General features: G+C 54.4%; 12 protein-coding genes, 1 pseudogene and 1 other annotated feature (1 of these 14 cut by a window edge). Of the genes and pseudogenes, 2 read left to right on the top strand and 11 right to left on the bottom strand.

Annotated features, from left to right (window positions below; translation table 11 throughout):
• Positions 1-3: a binding site (T-box leader), on the top strand; it begins 254 nt to the left of the window's first position.
• Positions 4-76: 73 nt separating this feature from the next.
• A complete protein-coding gene (gene serA / locus MYS68_RS08310; RefSeq protein WP_248925384.1) occupies positions 77-1,660 on the top strand; it encodes a phosphoglycerate dehydrogenase in 1,584 nt (527 codons plus the stop codon).
• Between the two features lie 280 nt (positions 1,661-1,940).
• Positions 1,941-2,867, top strand: coding sequence for an IS110 family RNA-guided transposase (locus MYS68_RS08305; protein WP_248925012.1), 927 nt, complete (start codon positions 1,941-1,943; stop codon positions 2,865-2,867).
• A gap of 832 nt (positions 2,868-3,699) precedes the next feature.
• Here the strand turns inward: MYS68_RS08305 and MYS68_RS08300 are convergent.
• The 11 genes and pseudogenes from MYS68_RS08300 to MYS68_RS08250 form a co-directional block, all read right to left on the bottom strand.
• Complete coding sequence (locus tag MYS68_RS08300) at positions 3,700-5,523, bottom strand: HAMP domain-containing sensor histidine kinase (RefSeq protein WP_248925383.1); 1,824 nt, start codon at positions 5,521-5,523, stop codon at positions 3,700-3,702.
• Complete coding sequence (locus MYS68_RS08295) at positions 5,524-6,240, bottom strand: response regulator transcription factor (RefSeq protein WP_248925382.1); 717 nt, start codon at positions 6,238-6,240, stop codon at positions 5,524-5,526.
• 25 nt (positions 6,241-6,265) lie between these two features.
• Entirely contained in the window at positions 6,266-7,525 is a 1,260-nt protein-coding gene (ccsA, locus tag MYS68_RS08290) for a cytochrome c biogenesis protein CcsA (RefSeq protein WP_248925381.1), read from the bottom strand.
• Complete coding sequence (gene resB, locus MYS68_RS08285; RefSeq protein ID WP_248925380.1) at positions 7,522-9,189, bottom strand: cytochrome c biogenesis protein ResB; 1,668 nt, start codon at positions 9,187-9,189, stop codon at positions 7,522-7,524. Before resB ends, ccsA begins: the two co-directional genes overlap by 4 nt.
• 25 nt (positions 9,190-9,214) lie before the next feature.
• Entirely contained in the window at positions 9,215-9,739 is a 525-nt protein-coding gene (gene resA, locus MYS68_RS08280; RefSeq protein ID WP_248925379.1) for a thiol-disulfide oxidoreductase ResA, read from the bottom strand.
• Between the two features lie 483 nt (positions 9,740-10,222).
• Positions 10,223-10,945, bottom strand: a pseudogene (locus tag MYS68_RS08275) (pseudouridine synthase); the annotation flags it as partial.
• 16 nt (positions 10,946-10,961) lie between these two features.
• A complete protein-coding gene (locus tag MYS68_RS08270; RefSeq protein WP_248925378.1) occupies positions 10,962-11,303 on the bottom strand; it encodes a peptidoglycan recognition protein family protein in 342 nt (113 codons plus the stop codon).
• A gap of 92 nt (positions 11,304-11,395) precedes the next feature.
• Positions 11,396-11,929 (bottom strand): spore maturation protein, encoded by a 534-nt coding sequence (locus MYS68_RS08265; RefSeq protein WP_248925377.1) that lies wholly within the window; start codon positions 11,927-11,929, stop codon positions 11,396-11,398.
• A gap of 6 nt (positions 11,930-11,935) precedes the next feature.
• Positions 11,936-12,538: a nucleoside recognition domain-containing protein gene (locus tag MYS68_RS08260; protein WP_248925376.1), complete on the bottom strand. Its 603-nt coding sequence runs from the start codon at positions 12,536-12,538 to the stop codon at positions 11,936-11,938.
• Positions 12,539-12,562: 24 nt separating this feature from the next.
• A complete protein-coding gene (locus MYS68_RS08255) occupies positions 12,563-13,732 on the bottom strand; it encodes a D-alanyl-D-alanine carboxypeptidase family protein (protein ID WP_420852101.1) in 1,170 nt (389 codons plus the stop codon).
• Positions 13,733-13,878: 146 nt separating this feature from the next.
• Positions 13,879-14,964, bottom strand: a complete 1,086-nt coding sequence (locus MYS68_RS08250; RefSeq protein WP_248925375.1) for an HD-GYP domain-containing protein — start codon at positions 14,962-14,964, stop codon at positions 13,879-13,881.
• Positions 14,965-15,107: the final 143 nt, after the last annotated feature.

Raw genomic sequence — 15,107 nt, 5'->3', positions numbered from 1 at the left:
TGCGTACGGCAGACGTATGGGATTGGGAGTTTTTCTGTTTACTGAAGCAAAAATTTCTTTAGGAGGGTCCAAAATTATGTTTAAAGTACTTGTAATGGATGGCATCAGCGATCAAGGTATTCAATTGCTGGCAGACGCTCCGGATGTTACGGTGGAGAAAAAGAACGGCTTGTCCGAGGATGAACTTGTTGCGATTATCGGCGATTATGACGCACTGCTCGTTCGCAGCCAAACGAAGGTCACTCCCCGCATCATGGAAGCGGCCGGCAAGTTGAAGGTCGTAGGTCGCGCGGGCGTCGGCGTGGACAACATCGATCTGGAAGCCGCCACCAAACGCGGCATCGTCGTCATCAACGCTCCGGACGGCAATACGATCGCCACTTGCGAGTTGACGTTCGCCATGATGATGTCGGTCGCCCGTTCGATTCCGCAGGCTTACAAAAAAACCGTTTCCGGCGAATGGGACCGCAAAACGTTTGTTGGCGTTGAGCTGCGCGGCAAAACGCTTGGCGTCGTCGGCATGGGCCGGATCGGCAGCGAAGTGGCAAAGCGTGCGAAAGTGTTCGGGATGGAAGTCATCGGCTACGATCCGTTCCTGTCGGAAGAACGCGCGGAAAAGATGGGCGTTAAGCTCGGATCTGTGGAGGACATTTGCCGGAACGCGGACTTCATCACGGTACATACGCCGCTGACGAAAGAAACCCGGCATATGATCGCCCGTCCGCAATTTGAAATCATGAAAAAAGGCGTCCGCATCATCAACTGTGCACGCGGAGGCATTATCGACGAAAAGGCGCTCGTGGAAGCGATCGGCGAAGGCATCGTCGCCGGGGCCGCTTTCGACGTGTTCGAGGAAGAACCGCCGAAGCCGGACCATCCGTTCCTGAACAATCCGAAAATCGTCGTAACCCCCCACCTCGGCGCATCTACGGTGGAAGCGCAGGAAAACGTGGCCATCGACGTATCCGAGGAAGTGCTGCACATTTTGCGCAACGAGCCGTTTAAAAACGCGGTCAACATGCCACCTGTGCCGGCAACCGTGCTGAACAAACTGCAGCCGTATTTTAATCTCGGCGAAAAGCTGGGTCTGTTCCTCGGTCAAGTGGCCGACGGCGCGGTGAAGGAAATCGTGGTGAACTACTCCGGCGAGCTGTTGGACGTCGACACAAGCCCGCTCACCCGCTACATTGTGAAGGGTGTATTCACCAACAAACTCGAAGGTGTCAATATCGTCAACGCGATGCATTTGGCGAAAACGCGCGATATCAACATCACGGTGCAGACGTCGTCCGCTTCGAAGAGCTTTACGAACCTCGTCTCCGTTACCGTCAAAACGCAAAAGGAATCGACGACGGTGGCCGGCACGCTGCTGAGCGGCTACGGCGAGCGGATCGTACAGATCGACCAATATCCGGTCGACATCCCGCCGGAAGGCACGCTGCTGCTCATTTCGCACAACGACAAGCCGGGCATTATCGGCAAAGTCGGCACGCTGCTCGGCAATAACGATGTCAACATCGCAACGATGCAGGTTGGACGCAAAGTCGTCGGCGGATCGGCGGTCATGATTTTGACGACCGATAAAATGACGCCGCAGGATGTCTTGAACCAGCTTGGCCAATTGGACGATTTGACGGATGTGAAACAGTTGACCATATAGTGCGCCCCCCCCTAAATCGGGTGTGTGCCCCCCTAAACAAGATGACAGAGCGTCACAATAAGATATGAAAATGTTCGAGCGGTTCACGGTTTAAACTCTGTTTAAACCGTGAATTCTTTTTACTACACAGTGCAGGTAAGTCGCCGGGATTTTGAGTGTACGACCTCGCCCCCTAAACTGACTTACCACACCCTGAGAACAAATCTTTGTCGCCACGAGCACACCCATCAAATTTCGGTCTGGGAGGGTGTTGGTAGCCTGTGTAGAAAGGATGATCTATTTGGATGCGATTCGTACTTGCTGCGCCGGCCTCGATGTTCATCAGGCCAACGTTGTTGTTTGCTTGTTAAAAGGCCCTCTTCATCAAAAGCCGACGAAAGTGATTCGGGAGTTTTCTACGGTACTCTCCGGCCTGCTCGAACTAGCCGACTGGCTCACTGAAGAAGGATGCACAGAGATCGCCATGGAAAGCACCGGCATCTTCTGGCAACCTGTTTACAATGTACTTGAAGCTTCTTGCACCATCACTCTGGCCAACGCTGCCCATATTAAAGCCATCAAAGGCCGTAAAACCGATATGAAAGATGCCCAATGGATCGCAGAACTTCATCGGTGCGATTTAATCCGCGGCAGCTTTGTGCCTCCTGTGGAAATCCGCGAATTGCGAGATTTGACGAGATACCGCAAAAAACTCGTTGGGCACGCTACCGCCGAAAGAAACCGCATCTTGAAGGTTCTCGAGATGGCTAACATTAAGCTCTCCACCTTTATGAGCGATGTTTTTGGCGTTTCCGGCCGTCTCATGCTTCAAGCTCTTGTGAATGGCGAAGTTATTGAACCCGCGCAAATCGCCGATCTTGCCAAAGCCTCTCTGCGCTCCAAGATTCCGCAACTCGTTTCTGCTCTCAATGGTCGCGTCACCAAACACCATCGTTCCATGATCGCTAGATCGCTCAAACATCTCGAATTTCTCGAACAATCCATCGCTGAGTTAGAGGCCGACATGGAAGTATACTTCGCACCGTATCAGCGGCAATTAGAGCTATTGGATAGTATTCCTGGTGTTGGCGAGCATACCGCCAAGATCATCTTGGCTGAACTGGGAACGGATATGTCTGTATTTCCCACGGAGATGCACCTATCTTCTTGGGCAGGGCTTAGTCCGGGCAATAATGAGAGTGCCGGTAAAAAAAAAGTACTACCATAACCAAAGGCGATAAAATTCTTAAGTCTGCTCTCACAGAAGCAGCCTGGGCCGCCAGCAACACGAAATCCTACTTAGGTGCAAAGTTCTGGTCCATTACAAGTCGGCGCGGGAAAAACAAGGCTGTCATTGCGATCGCCCATAAGATTCTAGTCATTGCGTACCACATCCTATTGAAGAACGAACCGTACAAAGAACTTGGTGCGGACTATTTAGAGAAACGACGAAGCATTTCCAAGGAAGAGCTAATGATTCGTAGGCTACAAAAATTAGGTTACTCGATACAAAAAGTAGACGAACTTCCCTCAACCAGTTAGGCTCTTTTAAAAAATATTCATTATGGGGACCGGGCATCCTATTGCCTTTTTTCGGCTTTTGACCTCATTTCAATCCATTTTCTCTTCGAAGTGACCTCGAGCTAAACGTTATTTTCCCATCAAATCCCCCCACCGGGGGGACCCCAGGCGCTCGAGCGCCCTGGACCCGCCCGCAGTACGGAAGTGCTCGCTTCTAATTCGCGTCTGCCCGGCATTGATTTTTGGGCTTCGCACCAAAAATCCGATGCCGGGCACGCTGCACTTTTTGCGCGATGTTGTGGGAGTTAGTACGTGCCACGGGCCCGCGTATTTTGGAATGGATTTTGCTTCGGCAAAATCCTATTCCAAAACGCTTTACCACGTACTAAGAGATAGGTTTAGAACCTTCCCTACAATTTGCAAAAAGCGTCAAATTCGGGAATAAGTTGTCCATGTTCCACGAACAACAAGATTTGTCACGCCGATTCTACAAAAAAAGAGGGCTTCCGCTACAAAGGCGGAAGCCCTTTCTACATTTTTTACACGCGTACGCACGGAAGCATGATGGAAAATGTCGTGCCTTGTCCGACGACGCTGCGCACTTGAACCGTCCCCTGGTGCGCCTCGACGATGTTTTTGACGATCGCAAGTCCAAGGCCGGTACCACCGCTCGCGCCGCGTGTACGGGCCTTATCGGCCTTGTAAAAGCGCTCGAACACGAAAGGCAAATCTCCGGCGGGGATCCCCTGCCCTTCGTCGGATACTTCGATGAGCACCGCATCGGCGTCTTTCAGGCGGGCGGCGTCCGCTTTGATAACAATCGAGGCGCCGCTTGGCGTATGGCGCAGCGCATTATCGAGCAAATTCGTCAGCACCTGCTCGAGCCGGTCTTCGTCGGCCTGCTGCAGCCGGAGCGGTTCATCCGGCAGTTCGGCTTTGAGAGAGATTCCTTGCTCCTTGGCCAGGGCGGCGAACTTGCGGTGCACCCTCCTGATGAACGGAGTCAGTTCCACCTCGCGGAAGTTCAGCACAAGATTGCCCGTCTCCATGCGCGCGAGGTCGAGCAGGTCGTTGACAAGCCGGCCCATGCGCAGCGATTCGTCGTGAATGACTTGAGCGAGCTCCTTGCGCTCTTCAGCCGTTCCGGCGATATCGTCCAGGAGCGCTTCGCTGTAGCCCTGCAGCATCGACAGCGGCGTTCGCAGCTCGTGGGAAACGTTCGCGACGAAATCTTTGCGCAGCCGGTCCAACCGGTATTCCTCCGTCACGTCACGCATGACGGCAACCGCTCCGCGCACGACATCCCGCGAATACAACGGCGCCATCACGACGGACCAGACGCCGTTTTGCACATGCAGCTTCGAGGTCATTTCGGCGGCTTTACTGACTACCGCGTCGAACAGCGGCTGCATCGGCTCGGGAATCGCATGGCGCTGCACGGGCGGAACGCCGTCCTCTTCCCACACGATGGTGCTCCATTCGCGCAAAATTTTGTCCCCTTGCGGATTCGTTAAAATGACGTTGCCTTCGGCGTCGAAGGTGATGACGGCATCCGTCATACTGCGCAGCACGCTGGAGAGGTGCTCTTTTTCATGATTGAGCGCCTTGATCGTTTCCTCCAGTTCTTCACCCATATGGTTAAACGTTTTGGCAAGCTCTCCGATCTCGTCCGTAGACGTAATCGGCACTCGGGTGCCGTATTCGCCGAGCGTGATCAGATCGGCCGCTTTTTTGAGCTGCAGCAAAGGTTGGGTAATTCGCGACGATAGGAAAAAAGCGAAAAACGTCGTCAGCAAAAATCCCATGCCAGAGACGTAGGCGAACAGCCTTTTGACATAGGCTTGGGTTGACTCCAGCGTTTGCAGCGTTTGGTACAGCACGGAAACTCCGATGATTTTGCCGTTTTGCCCGCTTGCGACAAGCGGTGCGGCGACAGCCAAATATTCGCTGTTCGGGCGGAGCCGCGGCGACAGCTTCAGCTGGGCTTGGTTATCAATCGTTTGTCCGGCAAGCACCTGCTGAAGATCGCTGTTTTGAAAGAAAGCGGAGTACGGCACCGGCGAACCGGTCGCCATTTCGGGATAGATCGGCTGCAGATTCGTATCCAGCAGAACGATTCTGGCGTCCTGTGCGCCCAGCAGCTCGCTCACGGTTTGCACATAGCCTTTATCGCCCCAATGCAGCACGATTTCCCCGGTCACGCGGGACGAAAGGCGTTTGAGCGTTTCCGTCTGGTCCTGCGATTTGGCGAAATAAGCTTCGATATATTGTCCGAGAAACATACTCAAAATGAGCAGCACGAGAGCGACGAGTCCGATGATGGTCAGCCACAGCTTGCCGACGACGCTTTTGAACAGAAACACTTATTTCGGCACCTCAAGCTTGTAGCCGACGCCCCAGACCGTCGTAATCATCGAAGCCGCATCCGGCGATACTTTATTGAGCTTTTCCCGAAGCCGTTTCACGTGGGTATCGACGGTCCGCAAATCGCCGAAAAACTCGTAGTTCCATACGTCCTTCAGCAGCTCTTCGCGCGAAAACACTTTGTCCGGAGAAACGGCGAGATAATGCAGCAGCTCGTATTCCTTCGGCGTCAGCGCCACTTCCTGGCCGGCTGCGGTTACGCGGTGGGCGTCGTGCTCGATGACCAAATGCGGAAAAACGATGTTATTGCTCGAATTCACTTCTTTGGACAGATACGCGGTCGCCGACGAGCGGCGAAGTATCGCTTTCACCCGGTATATCACCTCGCGCGGGCTGAACGGCTTGACGACGTAGTCGTCCGCCCCGACTTCAAAACCTTGCACGCGGTTCGTTTCTTCACCTTTGGCCGTCAGCATGATCACCGGCGTCGATTTCGCCTGGCGCAGCTTGGCGCAGACCTCGATGCCGTCCATGCCGGGGAGCATCACATCGAGCAGAATCAGATCGTAGTCCTGCTCCATCGCCTTGCTGAGCGCCGACTCTCCGTCTTCGGCCTCGTCGATTTCGTAATTTTCTTTTTCCAGGTACATTCTGAGCAAGCGGCGAATCCGCTCTTCGTCATCGACGACGAGGATGGTAGCTTTGTTTTCCGACATCGACTTTCCCCTCTTTCGGTAAAAGTTAAACGCCTGCGTAGGAATGAAGTCCGGCGATGACCAGGTTCACGCCCACAAGAGTAAACATGACGACCACGAAGCCGAGCACGGCGAGCCATGACGATTTCTTGCCCTGCCAGCCCCGGGACAAACGCAAATGCAGGTAGGCGGCATAAAACAGCCACGTGATGAGCGCCCACACTTCCTTCGGGTCCCAGCCCCAGAACCGGCCCCACGCTTCCTGCGCCCAAATCATCGCAAAGACGAGCGCGCCGAGCGTGAAAATCGGATATCCGATGGCGATCGCCCGGTAGCTGATCTCATCCACGTCCTCGGCGTCGATGCCTTGCATGAGCGGGCTGATCCAGGCTCCGAGCGGCTTTCTCACGATCAGCCGAAGCAGCGCGTACAGTACAAGGCCGGAAAGCACCGACCAGACGACCGTGTTCAGCTTGCGACCGGCGTTTGCTCCCTTCATCCATGACGGCGCCTCAAACGGCGCCTGCGTCATGCCGAGGAACGGCTTCATCTCAAGCTGCTCGGCCCTGTGAGGCTGAAAGATCGGCGGCAGCACGTAATCGACCGTTTGCGTGATCGTCTGCTCCTGCCCCGCCTTGTCGGTCACCGTGACCTGCTCGGCATATTGCGCCCGGTAACCGGCCGCGTTAAAGCTGAAGATAGCCGTGACGAAAGCGATAATCGTCAGCAGCGTAAGCAGCGTGAATTCCACCCAGCGGCGTTCTCTCCGATCATGAGCGGAGTCGCCCGTAAAGTTGACCGTCTTCAGCAAATACATCAGACCTGCGGCGAAGCCGACGGCGAAAAACGCTTCTCCCGTCGCAGCGGTCGTCACGTGAATTTTCAGCCAGTAGCTTTGCAGCGCGGGGATCAGCGGCTGAACCTCATGCGGAAAAACGGACGCGTAAGCGACGATAATAATCGAAACCGGCATCGCGAAAACGCCCAACGCCGGCGTCCGGTACAGCAAATAAACGATGATGAAGGCTAGCGAGATCATCATGCCGAGGAACGTCATGAATTCATACATGTTGCTCGTCGGAATGTGACCGCCCTCGTACCATCTGGTGAAAAAGAACGTCGCATGGCATAAAAAGCCGAGCACGGAAAACGCGAAGGCGGCGCCGCCCCATCTTCTCACGTGCCCTTCCGGATCGCCGTGCCCCCATTTTTTACCCGCAATCGCCACTACGAACAGCAAAAATGCAAGGTTATACACCGCAAAGGCGATTAATAAAAAAGTGCTGCTGACCGAGCTCGTACTCAAGGGCTACCCCCTCCTGATTCCAAAACTTTCGGGTCCACGCGGATGCCCGTTTTGTCCAGCACCCCGGCCACTTCCTTGCGGGCACCGAACCAGTTTTTATTCGTATGCGCCCCAAGCGAAAGCGTCCGGCCGTCGATGCGCAGCCATACGCGGCGATGATTCCAATAAAAGCCCATCACTAGACCGATCATCGAGATGGCTGCCCCGACCCAAATGAACGGCATCGCGCGGTCCACGCGGATGTTCAAATAACTTGTGTACGCGGATATTTCAACGTCCTGCATCGACCCTACGGACAGATCGAACTTGCTCGCCAGCGCGCCGTTGATCTCGTCCTGCCGGAAAGCCTCTTTGTCGATCTGTCTCGGGAAGTAGATGAAAGGCTCCCCTTGCGCCGGCAAATCCGGCCCGGTGATTGTAAATATAAATGCCGGCACCTTCGGCTCGTTCGACTTCGTGACCGGCGTTCCGTTCTCAAGCGCGAATTCGGGAAAATACGCTTTCAGCGTAAGCTTGTAAGGTCCGGCCTCGTAGCTGCTTTCCGGGCGGGTCATCGATAATTTAAAGCTGCCGTACACTTGTCCCGTTTGCTTGTTTTTCAGCGACGGCTTGACCGACAGCAGCACCGGCGTTTCCTTGTAATCGAACTGGAATGCCATCAGCCCTTTGTACTCGAGCGGCTTGTTGACGATAATGTTTTGCCGGTGAACCTCTTCGAGCACCGGTTCTTTCGTCGGGTTGTCGCAGTCCGCCGTGCAGCGATACAGCACGGCTTGCGTTTCATACAGCTTCGGCACCGTCTGCTGGCGGTTTTTGAATTCCGGGGTCATCTCGCTTTCGTCGTAAAATTCCAGCGTAAACTTTTCGTTTTTCAAGTAATACGGCGTATCCGGAATTTTTTTCGTCTCCCCTTCACGGAAGCCGACGTATTGGTCCATGTGCCAACCGGGAAAGCTGCGCATCAATACGGCAAGCAGGAAAATGATGAGGCCGATATGATTGATGTAAGGTCCCCACCGGCTGAAACGGTATTTTTCGGCAAGCAGCGCGGTTCCTTCCGCATCGGTGTGCACACGGAAATGCTTTTTTTTCAGCTCCTCCCGGGCACGGGTCATCCATTGCTCCGTGGATACGCTCTCCGGCAGTTCTCCGCTGTACGATATTTTTTGCCGCAATATAAAGCTGAGATGCTTGCGGATCTGCTGCTTGCTGAGCGCCCGGTACAGCGGCAGCACCCTATCCAGACTGCAAACGACAAGAGATATGCCGATCATCAGAAGCAGCAGCTTGAACCACCAAGACTCGTACGTATGGGAAAGCCCGAGCAGGTAATACCAATGCCCGAGCGTGCCGTACGTATCTTTATAATAGGTGGAAGGGTCCAGGTTGATGAACGTGTTTTCCTGGGGATAAATCGTCCCGAGCGACGCCCCCAGCAATGTGATGACAATCAAATAAATCGCGATTTTGACCGAGGAAAAAAAGTTCCATACCTTGTCCAAAAGTCCCGGATTTTCCTTTTGCGAACGCCGGGCCACTCCGTCGTAGCGCATTTCCAGCGGAGCCGTGCTCTGCTCGTCAAACAGCGGCTTGCCGCATGATTCGCAAAGCACCGTGCCGAGATGGTTTTGGTGGCCGCAATCGCATTTCGTGTTCTCAATCATAGGCGACCTCTTCTATGTTTTCGGTTTATTTCTTGGTAAGCTGTGCGATGGTTTGCTGCAAATAATCGTCGGTCATCATGCCGACCTTGACCTCGGCGATTTTCCCGTCCGGCGATATGAAAAAGCTGGTCGGATAGTTGATGACGCCGTATTTTTTGCGGATTTCTTCCTTGTCGTCATACAAAATCGGGAACGTCACCTTGTATTGGGAGATGAAGTTTTGCACCGTAATCGGGCTTTCCGCCAGGTTTAACGCCAAAAATTCGATGTCTTCGCGCTTCGTCTTCTCGTACTGCCGCTGCATGGCCGGCATTTCTTCCTTGCAGGGCGGACAAAACGTACCCCAGAAGTTGACCAAAACGGTTTTCCCTCTGTAATCGGAAAGCTTATGCGTCTTCCCGTCCATGCCGACGAGGTTGAAATCGGGCGCCTTGTCGCCTTGAACCGGCTTCTTGTTGTCCTGAAACAGGTTGCTGAACAGCGTGAAGCCCCCGATGACGAGAACGGCGGCAAAAATGACGATTTGTACCCATTTTCTATGTTTTCCCATTCGCGCTCACCCTTAATCCGTACTATTACCCATTATAGCGAAATTTGGCGGATTATCTCAGCGCCCTTTTTGAAATTTATGTGTCTTTGGTCCGGGTCGTCCGGTCGTTTTTTTGGCGGATGAGGTTTGCCCTTTGGGCGCTCCGGTCCGGGAGCCCCCGGGGCGCGGGCGGCCTGAGCCCGTCCGCGGCGAATTGGACCACGCTTCGCCGGCTTTGCCTAAGCGGCCTCCCCGCTGGCGTGCGCCGCCTTCGGGCGCCGCCGGTTTCGCGCGGCCCGCGGCTCCGCGCCCGGCCGCGGCTTGTCCCGCACCGCGCGCACCCGCAGCCTTCGCACGGCCGACCGCTCCGCGGGAAGCCGCCGCTGCGCCGGCGGCGGGTCCGCGCTTCGCGCCGGGGGCTGCGGGCCGGACTGCGCGCTTCGCCTTCGGCGCAGGCGTTTCCACGTACCGCTCGTCCCCGATTTCCCCAGCTCTGCCGGCCAGCTTGAGCGCGCTGTCGCGCAGCTCCTTGACCTCGTCCGGCGCGAGCAGCCGGTATTTGCCGCGCGGCAGCCCGCCGAGCGTAAGCGGGCCGAACTGTACCCGTTTCAAACGAATCACCGGGAAAGAGATCGCATCGAACATGCGCCGCACCTGGCGGTTGCGTCCTTCGTAGATCGTGATCTTGATGACCGATTCGTTTTTCTCCGGGTTGACGTCGTGATAGTCGACTTCCGCCGGAGCGGTCATGCCGTCTTCCAGCTCGACGCCGTTTTGCAGCTTTTCCAGCAGCGAGCCGTGCGGCGTCCCTTTTACCGTGGCCAAATAAGTGCGCGGAACATGATGACGGGGATGCGTCAGCAAATTGGCAAAATCGCCGTCGTTGGTCAGCAGCAGCAGCCCTTCCGTATCATAATCGAGCCGGCCGATCGGATATACTCTTTCTTTGATTCCGGGCAAATAATCGCCTACGACTTTGCGGCCTGCCGGGTCGGCAGCACTCGTGATGACCCCTTTCGGCTTATGGAGCATCAAATACACCTTGCGCTCCAGGTTCACGGGCCGGCCGTCAACCGTAATTTCATCTTGCGACGGATCCACCTTGACCCCCAAAGTGTTCACCGTTTCTCCGTTCACTTGCACCCTGCCCGCCGCAATGATCTCTTCGCATTTCCGACGGGAGGCAATGCCTGCCTCGGCAAGCACTTTCTGCAGTCTTTCCGACATTTGGATTCACCTCAAGCTAATGATACTCATCCTCGGGAGAAATCACAAGTTCGGGCCACGGAAAGAACTTGCCGGGGCAGGAAACCGTATGCGGGAATATGTCGTCCGGTTCGAAGCCGTGCGTTTGCGACAACCTGTGGATGAGCTTGCTCAGCAGAAACAACTGCTCTTTCTCGGGAGCGCCCAACAAGGCTCGGCGCTCGTGAAAATCGCCTTCCAGGCAAATATGAATGTAATGAGGATCGGTTTGTTCCGATGCGGGAATGATCGTGCCGTTTTTGGAGATGAAAAAATCGTAGCCTTTTCCGTTGATCGACGGACATGCGGAATGGTGGATCACAATGCCAAAAAACTGCACGCAGCTCACCTCTTAAGCGTTGGCTGCTTACAGTATATGTAGGCGGGTATGGTGGGGTTCTGGCTCGCTCCATATTCACCGGACTTCTGAGTTTAAGTAAATACGAGGTAGCAGATGACGATGGAAGCGACGAAGCCGACCGCATCCGATATCAGGCCGACCTTCAGCGCATAGCCGGCTTTGCGGATGCCGATCGCCCCGAAGTAGACGGTAATGACGTACAGCGTCGTATCGGTGCTGCCCTGGATCGTCGAAGCGATTCGGCCGATCATCGAGTCGGGCCCGAACTGCTGTATCAAATCCGTCGTAAAAGCGAGCGACCCGGCACCGGTAAGCGGCCGTAAGATCGCAAGCGGCAAAATTTCCGTCGGCACGCCCATCGCCTCGCAAATCGGTCTGAGCCACGAGATGAGCAGGTTCAGCGCGCCGGATGCTCTGAATACCTGAATGGCCACCATCATCCCGACCAAATGCGGAATGATGCGGATGGCGGTATCGAATCCATCCTTGGCGCCTTCGACAAACGATTCGTAAACGGGCACTTTGCGGTAAGCTGCATATAAAGGAATAAAGACGACAAGAACAGGAATGGCCCATACGGAAATCAAATTGACGAAGGAGTACAACCGGAATCATCCTTTCTTGGGCGGAATAGGGTGCGGATTGTTGCGGCGGTACCATTTATCCACCAAAATCGCAGCAAGCGTCGAAATAAACGTGGCAATCAGCGTCGTCCCGACGATTTCCGCCGGATTGACGGAATCGAAGCTCATCCGGATCGCAATCAGCGTCGTCGGAATCAGCGTGATGCTGGCCGTATTAAGCGCCAGCAGCGTGCACATCGCCGGGCTGGCGGTGTCCTTGCTCGGATTGAGCTTTTGCAGCTCCTGCATCGCCTTGATCCCCATCGGCGTCGCCGCGTTGCCGAGCCCCAAAATATTGGCGCTCATGTTGGACATGATATAACCGAGAGCGGGGTGATCTTTAGGGACGCTCGGAAACAGAAAGCGGACGACCGGCCTTAAGGCGAGAGCAAGTTTTTTCAGCAGTCCCGCATCCTCCGCAATCCTCATGATGCCGAGCCAAAACACCATAATGCTGATCAGTCCGAAGCAGACCGTCACCCCCGTTTTCGCCCCGTCAAAAATAGCTTCGGTCACAACCTCGATTTTCCCTTGCACCGCAGCCGCGACAAATCCGGCCGCAATAAAAAACAACCAAATGAAATTGATCATGCGGCGCCCCTCTTTCCTGGCAAATCATACTTCTGGAGAACCGGTAAACAAAGTGCGGACAAACGATTGCACAAAATATAAAAAGCGCGAATATTCCGAGTGGTACAAATCCGTTTCGCCCGCGCCGAAGGCGGGCGCGGGACGCGCGCTCAGTCTGGGGCTGCCTTTTTCATAAAGCGGAACTTTGCCGATTTCTCCGCCGTCAAGCAGGATGTGCAGCGTTCCCCTTTCCCCGAGACGGTATGCCAACGTTCGCGTGTCCGCCGCCTCGGGTTTCATCGTCAATTTTCCGCGTTCTTCATCGGAGGCCGGATATTTGAAGCTGTTGCCGGCCACCCACTCGGTACCGGGCGCGGCATCCCCTTTGTTAATGACGGTGGAAAGCGGGTAATATTTGAACCCGTAATCCAAAAGACGGGAATGATCCGCCCAATCGTCGCGGTCGTCCAGCGTAACGACGGCGAGCTGCTGGCCGTTTCGGGTCGCCGACGACACAAGGCAGCGCCCCGCCAGCTTGGTGTAGCCGGTTTTTACACCGTTGGCTCCAAGGTACATATCGAGCATTTTATTTTTATTCAGCCATTTGTAATCCCACGATTCGTATGGATTCGGAGCCGTCCTGACCTTGGTACCGACGATCTGTGCGAACACGGGATTTTTCAAGGCATACGCCGTCAGTTTCGCCAAATCGTTGGCGCTGGAGCGGTGACCGTCCTCGTCGAGACCGTGCGGGTTTTTGAATGTGGAATGTTTAAGTCCGAGCTCCGCCGCTTTTTGGTTCATGAGGTACACGAAGCCTTCGAGCGAACCGCCGACATGTTCGGCAATCGCTGTCGCCGCGTCGTTACCCGAACGAAGCATCAGCCCGTACAGCAAGTTTTCCAGCGTCATCTCCTCACCCAGCTTTAAATAAAGCGAAGAGCCTTCTTTACGGTAGGCGCTGCTGCCGACTTTGACCTTGTCCGTCAGCTTTCCGTGCTCGATGGCGACGATCGCCGTCATGATTTTCGTCAAACTTGCGATCCGCATCACCTTGTCGCCCTGCTGGCTGTAGAGCAGCCTGCCGGACTCCACATCGATCAGCGCGGCCGCCTCGGCATGCGTGGAAATCGAAGGGGCGGCACCGGCCGCCAAGGGCTGAATCAAACATGCGAACATCATCAGGGCGATGCATATCAGACATATCTTTTTCATGAGATCCTCCTAAAGTCTGATCGTTCCTGTCCAGGCATTTGTACAAGTATATGCTTATCCCAAATCGAACATGTCCCCGGATCGCGCGCAAAACGAAAAGACGCACCCTGCCTCAAGCAGACCGCGTCTGAAAAGTTTAACCTTTATTAAGATTCATCGACTTTATCTACGAAAACCGTTAACATTTTGGTCAAATCCACTTCGTAGGGCTGAGTCGGCTGGCCGTCCGGATCCACCAGCACACGTACGACCGGACGCTGCGGAACGGCCGAATTGATGCGGACGACGAACCCTTTTTCCCCCGTGTTTAATGTAACGGAAACCCCAAGCGGGTAAATCGCGACATTATCGCGGAACAGCGCCACCTTCTTTTGCTCATACAGCTTGCCGACCCCGGCAAACAAGATCTCCATCGCCTGGTGCGGAAGCATCGCCAACCGGTGGGCGCGGTGCGTCGTCATCGCATCGTAGCTGTCGGCGACCGCGATCCATTTGGCGTATTCGTGAATCTCGTTTCCTTTAATCCCGCGCGGGTATCCGCTGCCGTCTTCCCGTTCATGATGCTGAAATGCGCAGTGAGCGGCGAGCAGCGGAATATTCGGTTCGTCCTTCAGCATGCGAAAACCGAATTCCGTATGCTTTTGAATTTCTTTATATTCTTCCGGAGTCAGCTTGCCGGGCTTCTGGAGCAGCTTCAAGTCGATTTTCGTCTTTCCGATATCGTGCAGCAGCGAGCCGATGCCAAGTGTCGTCAAATCTTCCTTTGAATATCCGCTCACCATCCCAAGCATCGTCGAGTAAACGCATACATTCAGTGAATGCTGGAAAACATAATTATTCAGCACGTTCACGTTCATCAGCATGAGCAGCGCGCCTTGCCTGGATGACAAATCTTCCAATATCATCTTCATTACATTTCCGAATACCTTTCCGAGCACAGGACCTTTCGAAAATTTGCTTCTCCCGCCGCCTTCCATGGAGGCTTTAAATTGTGCGCGGATTTCCGCCAAAGCCCTCATACGCGTTTCGTCGGAAAGCGGGTCTTCGATGCGGACATCTTCCGTAACGGCATCTTCGATATAAACAAAGTCGACTCCCAACTGCTGCAAACGAATAATCAGATTTTGCGTAAGTTCCGCATGACGGTTCAACAAAACGAGGCCATCTTCATTATAGATACTTTTACCTAGTCTCATGCCGGGACTACAGGACCTTGTTGCAACAAGACGCACGGTCTATTTACCTTCTTCCCAGTACTTTTTTACTATTATGCTAATAAATATAAAGGAATCGGCTGGAAAGAGCAATAACCTGATTTGGTGAAAAATGCCACAAAAAATATGTAAAGCTGCCCTTGAAAAGAGCAGCTGAATTC

This window comes from Paenibacillus hamazuiensis (genome assembly GCF_023276405.1).
Lineage (GTDB): Bacteria > Bacillota > Bacilli > Paenibacillales > NBRC-103111 > Paenibacillus_AF > Paenibacillus_AF hamazuiensis.
Note: the sequence above shows the minus strand (reverse complement) of the source record. Positions and strands in the feature narration are given on the sequence as shown.

Coding starts and splice junctions, on each gene's coding strand:
- serA (WP_248925384.1), top strand. CDS start 77: ATGTTTAAAGTACTTGTAATGGATGGCATCAGCGATCAAGGTATTCAA.
- MYS68_RS08295 (WP_248925382.1), bottom strand. CDS start 6,240: ATGTCGGAAAACAAAGCTACCATCCTCGTCGTCGATGACGAAGAGCGG.
- resB (WP_248925380.1), bottom strand. CDS start 9,189: ATGATTGAGAACACGAAATGCGATTGCGGCCACCAAAACCATCTCGGC.
- resA (WP_248925379.1), bottom strand. CDS start 9,739: ATGGGAAAACATAGAAAATGGGTACAAATCGTCATTTTTGCCGCCGTT.
- MYS68_RS08260 (WP_248925376.1), bottom strand. CDS start 12,538: ATGATCAATTTCATTTGGTTGTTTTTTATTGCGGCCGGATTTGTCGCG.
- MYS68_RS08255 (WP_420852101.1), bottom strand. CDS start 13,732: ATGAAAAAGATATGTCTGATATGCATCGCCCTGATGATGTTCGCATGT.